Origin of the sequence: Shewanella sp. SG41-4 (genome assembly GCF_014164505.1) — a bacterium.
GTDB lineage: Bacteria > Pseudomonadota > Gammaproteobacteria > Enterobacterales > Shewanellaceae > Shewanella.
On the sequence record NZ_JACJFI010000278.1, the window covers coordinates 1 to 4,929 of the forward strand.

At 38.8% G+C, this 4,929-nt stretch carries 3 protein-coding genes; 2 read left to right on the forward strand and 1 reads right to left on the reverse strand.

Annotation, left to right across the window (positions count from 1 at the left end):
* Window positions 1-449 precede the first annotated feature (449 nt).
* Window positions 450-1,532, forward strand: a complete 1,083-nt coding sequence (locus tag H5202_RS17995) for a serine hydrolase domain-containing protein (protein ID WP_259397374.1) — start codon at window positions 450-452, stop codon at window positions 1,530-1,532.
* 22 nt (window positions 1,533-1,554) lie between these two features.
* Here H5202_RS17995 and H5202_RS18000 read toward each other — a convergent pair whose 3' ends face one another.
* The gene (locus H5202_RS18000) at window positions 1,555-2,757 is read right to left on the reverse strand and encodes an IS4 family transposase (protein WP_182773277.1); all 1,203 of its coding nucleotides are present in this window, start codon (window positions 2,755-2,757) and stop codon (window positions 1,555-1,557) included.
* 385 nt (window positions 2,758-3,142) lie between these two features.
* On the opposite strand from H5202_RS18000, the gene H5202_RS18005 reads away from it, so the two are divergent.
* Complete coding sequence (locus H5202_RS18005; RefSeq protein WP_182773278.1) at window positions 3,143-4,414, forward strand: hypothetical protein; 1,272 nt, start codon at window positions 3,143-3,145, stop codon at window positions 4,412-4,414.
* The last annotated feature ends 515 nt before the right edge of the window (window positions 4,415-4,929 follow it).

The window sequence follows — 4,929 nt, forward strand, 5'->3', positions numbered from 1 at the left end:
TTCATCATGAAACCAATCAACAAATTCGCCCCAACTTGTAGGGTAATCTACACCAGCTTTTAATAAATACGATGAAGTTTTCATCACTACATATTGACACTGGTGGCGCTAAATGGATAGCCCTTGTTTATATACAGTTATAGTTGAAGTTGAGATAATTGCTATGAAAAAGATGCATAAATCGTTGGATTGGCGCATCGATAATACTAACTGTTAAACATTAACTCATTATTATCAATAGTTTGTAATATATATAAAAGTGCTATGCAGACCTCGTAAACACCTATGCATCTTTTTTATCTGCTAAATTGTCATATTTAACCTGTATTTTTTGTTAAATAATATATTTACAACAAACACTTACAAGTGATATTTTGACGAAGAAACTTACAAGAAAGCAGGAGGTTATCCTGCTGCTAATCAATAAGCTGTTATGAGCTATTTAATAAATGCGCATCGCCCTAAAACAGTATGCCAATATGATGAAGAAAAAAATAAAACCATTACTTAGAATCGCCTTATTGATTGGAACCCTAATTTCCATGTGGTTTGTACCATGGATTTTGGTAGGGGCTTGGATATCGCCGCTGCCTGATACGGTTCAAGAACAAGTAAATGAAGCTATTGATCATGGATTTGATGGGATTGTTGTTTATGTAGACGAAACAGGCAAGCCGCCAGCCCTTTATACTGCTGGCTGGAAGGACCGAAAAAACAAAATACCTGCCGACCCTCATGCGCTGTTCAAGATTGGCAGTATCAGTAAGTTATATGTTGCTGTTGCTATCACCAAGCTCGTCAACGATAAACGTTTGTCTTTGGATAAAACGCTTGCCGATTATTTTCCAGAACTTGTGGGGAGAATTGAGAATGCTGATCAAATCACATTGAGATTGATGGTGCAACATCGGAGTGGTATTCCCAATTTAACCGACAGCCCTGGCTTTTGGGATGACCCACTGAACAGTAAAGACGCGCTTGAATTAGCACTTGATTTGCCTGGGAGCTTTGAACCAGGTGAAGACTATGAATATTCAAACACAAACTACTTATTGCTTTCCGAGCTCATTGATAGGATGGTGGGTTATAGCCATCATCAATATATTAAGGAGGAAATTTTGATACCACTGGAGCTGAGCAACACTTTCGGTTCGCTTCGGGAAGTGGATATAGACGATGTGATGAGCGGCTATTACGTTGGCTTTGAGTCGGATATAAAGACTAATGATTATGGCTTGGATGGCTATGGTTCAATGGTCGCGACAGCGCAGGATGTGGGCATATTCTTGCGGGCATTAAACAACGGCTCAGTGTTTGATGAAGGTGAACAGGAAATCTATTCCTCCATTTACGTGTACGAGCATGGAGGTCTGCTTCCCGGCTATCAGAGTCTTGCAGAGTACCATGAAGATATCGACACGGTTGTCATTCAATTTATTAATACAACTAATTTTGATGGGTACGACTGGAATTTATCGGAAATCGTAATTAACCGTATAGTGAAAATACTAAAGAATAAACAAAGCTCATAACAAAAACAGCTGGCGGATCCCCTCATAATTTAGGTCTGCCTGCGGTATGAACTAGTTTGATATATTCGTTTAATGCCCAGTAAATTATCGATGCTTTCAGCGTGTATTTTGGCCTTCGCCGCACTTCTTTTCCTAATCTTACAACGGATAATACAGCGCGATGTTTGATGCTGTTCGCTTGAAAATCCTTCTGCCAGCCAAGATGCCTCGCGGCTATACCTATGCACCACAACAGTATTTCTGCCAGCATTGCGATAAGCAATAACACATCATATCGCTTTGGACACCGACTGCGACTTTTCCTCAGCCCCATGCCATATTGCGGGCTTTTTAAATCCCGAAAGGTTTCTTCAATTTGCATGCGTTTAGCATATAGCTCAACCACTTTTATTGAGTTGAAATATTCAGGTGGTAAGTTGGTCGCCAGCAGCCAAGGCTCCTTGCTACCTAAGCGATAACTCTTTTGTGCGGTGTGGTTTCGGCCCGCTTTTGAAGAGCGCTTATCTTTACGTAATTTGGGCTTAGCCTTAAATAGATGTAAATGGCAGCTTAGCGGTGATTTACGTGCAAGCTGGACATTACCTATGTATTTAGCGGTTGAGTTTGCTTTCGGATATAGCGATTTATTCGAGAACCAGGTCGCTTTTCCATGATGCATAAAGCTTACATCGCCACGTACTCTACCAAGCCAGAACCAACCATAACGTTCGACTTCTCTGAACCAGGTATTACGATAACCTGCATCGGTCACGATGAGCGGACAACAGCCTTGAGGTAGAACATTGGCGAGTTCAGCTAGAAACGCATTATGGCTGCGAGGTGCGTTGTAGTCTTCAAACAAAAAAGTGCGTTCATATACAGTCACAGAGCGACCTTGAACACTGATGGATGCACGTAGCGTCATTATTCGGAGCTGTTCACGGACATCAGACCAATCGACCAGGATAATAGGCATAGGATTTGAGCCACACAAATATCGAGCATGCCATTGATAGAGGGTTATTTTATCTTTAGATAAGTGATGATTACCTAAAAGTCGATCGACACGTTTAATGTTATGTTTAGCCGCCACAGAGCCTGTGATATTACGACCAAGCTGAGTAAGTGATAATTGATTACCATCGAGGAGTGACTCAGTGGCAACCATCAGAGAATTAAGCCGTTTTTGGTGTATTTGAGGGCATTGTTTTTTGATTAAATCGTGTAGTATATGGATATCACGCATGGTGTTAGATTTAATAGGTTTTTGGCGAAATTGATTAGATCAGATAGCACCATGTGTGTCTACTATTTTGAAATTTAAAAGAATTATCTGGGGATTCCCTAGCAAAAACAGTCAAGGCGACGCCAAAAAACGGCGCGCTTGCTGTTGGCGTTAATCCATAGAAATTTTAATCCTAAACTTACGAATTAGATTTGGAAACCTAGCTCGTTTCTGTCCAAAAATAGTTTAGAGTACTTAACTCATTTATGCCCCTTTATGGTTTAGAGTAGAAACTCACACATATGCTGTTAAAGTGTATTTTCCCTACCAAAAGTTATCCGAATACAGCATCATAGCAAAAGAAAAACGGGGCTAATGCTATTACTCAATTCTCAATGTAGGCCACATGAAATTTATGAAAAAAGTACTATTGCTTGGAGCAGGTTTTTCCTATGACTTCGGTATGCCATTAACGTATGAGCTAACGAATGTATTTACAAATGTGTTCAATGAAAAAAATGCGAAAGCGCTTGTGGAGTCAGTCTACCAACAAAACAACAATGATTGCTCAAGACCCATCAATAGAGGTGCTTTGAATGAAGCGATGCAAATGGTTCTTGATTATGAGGGAAGTAACTACGAAGAGTTGTTAGCCAGCATTGAAAATTTAAGTGAGATATATAGCAACAAAACACAATCTGATCGGGACTCATACCACTGTTTATTTAGTGCTCTATATAGCGTCATTCATTTGATTTTATTCTATTACCAAGTCGTTTCGTTTTCCTTAATGTATCCAAGAAATAAACAATGGTTCTGTAAGGTTAAAAATCTCCTAAATAGTAAAGACACATGGGTTTTTACATTGAATCATGATATTTACTTTGAATGTTTAGCGTTGGATTTTGGGATTCCAGTCACATATGGTGACAATCAAAATATCACATTTCCTAAAAGTAATATTGAAATGGATGAAATTATTAAACTCACATTCAAAGAAAGGAGTAAATTATTTGAATGTAGTTCGTTTTTCAATGATAAGCGAGGTGTGAACTTAGTTAAGCTTCATGGTGGTCTTTCAGAGCTAGAATATAACGACGGAGAAAAAATTTGTAATCAATCGCTAGGGGTAGCTGATTCAAACGAGTTGATGACTGATTTTATTAACATTCAAGAAATGGGATATTATGTTGACAACTATAAAGTCCCATCAGGTAAAGATAGGGTAATCACCGGCCACAATGGGAGGCTTGATATTATATGTCAGTCAATGTTGACTGGTGGGAATAAATATAGTCGCACTACTAATGATAAAAAAGGCGAAGAAAAACTAAAGTTATTCAGCGAGCAAATAAATTCAGCAGATGAGATTACAGTTATTGGTTATGGCTTTGGAGACAAGCACATTAATAATAGGCTTTCTAACGCAATGGTTAAAAATGAAAATCTAAAAATTCAAATAGTGGACGCAATTTTTAAGCCTATACCTGAGTCATTAGAACAGTTTGATTATGACGAAAGAATTAATAGGGCTACTTGTGGTGCGGCTCATTGGATGGACTACGTTGAAAGTGAGAAATGGAACGAAGAGCAAATGGAACATATAAAAATAAATACTGCCATTAGAAAACAAGTCTTAGACGGCGTTAAACGCCTTTTACCGATATCAAAAGTGTAGGCCTTTAATCTGCCTAATAACATTATCGCCAATGTTTTTTGCACAACAAATGATAATCTTCCATGCCTAGGTTAATCCATCCTTTACCAAATTAGCTAATTCATTGACGCAGAATTGTCCAGAAATGTGCCACGGAGCGTAAATCATTTATGCCCCTAAACAAGTTACGAGTCATTAAAAATGGGGGGTAACTGGTGAAATTGTCATTAGATCAAATAATAACCAAACAAAAGGGAAAACATAAACTTTTCCTGAGTGTACTAGGTATGAGAGTGAGTTAGAAGAATAGAGGTAAAGGAGCAAGATCGAAAAAGGCTCCTAAAAGGAGCCCTTCGAAAATATCTCGCTAACGGGGTCTAAGACCAACCAGCTTCACACTGTACCGCGCTTTCAATCTAGTGACGTTTCCGTCGATAGTTGAATTCTAGCTAATCTCAGCTCGATGTCAAGTAGTTTGTTCACTAACGGAAGTATAGGTATACTTTATCATCATCACAGCGGAACACTAATATGCC

Excerpts from the sequence above, each read along its gene's own strand:
- H5202_RS18005 (WP_182773278.1), top strand. The coding sequence starts at position 3,143 with ATGAAATTTATGAAAAAAGTACTATTGCTTGGAGCAGGTTTTTCCTAT.
- H5202_RS17995 (WP_259397374.1), top strand. The coding sequence starts at position 450 with ATGCGCATCGCCCTAAAACAGTATGCCAATATGATGAAGAAAAAAATA.
- H5202_RS18000 (WP_182773277.1), bottom strand. The coding sequence starts at position 2,757 with ATGCGTGATATCCATATACTACACGATTTAATCAAAAAACAATGCCCT.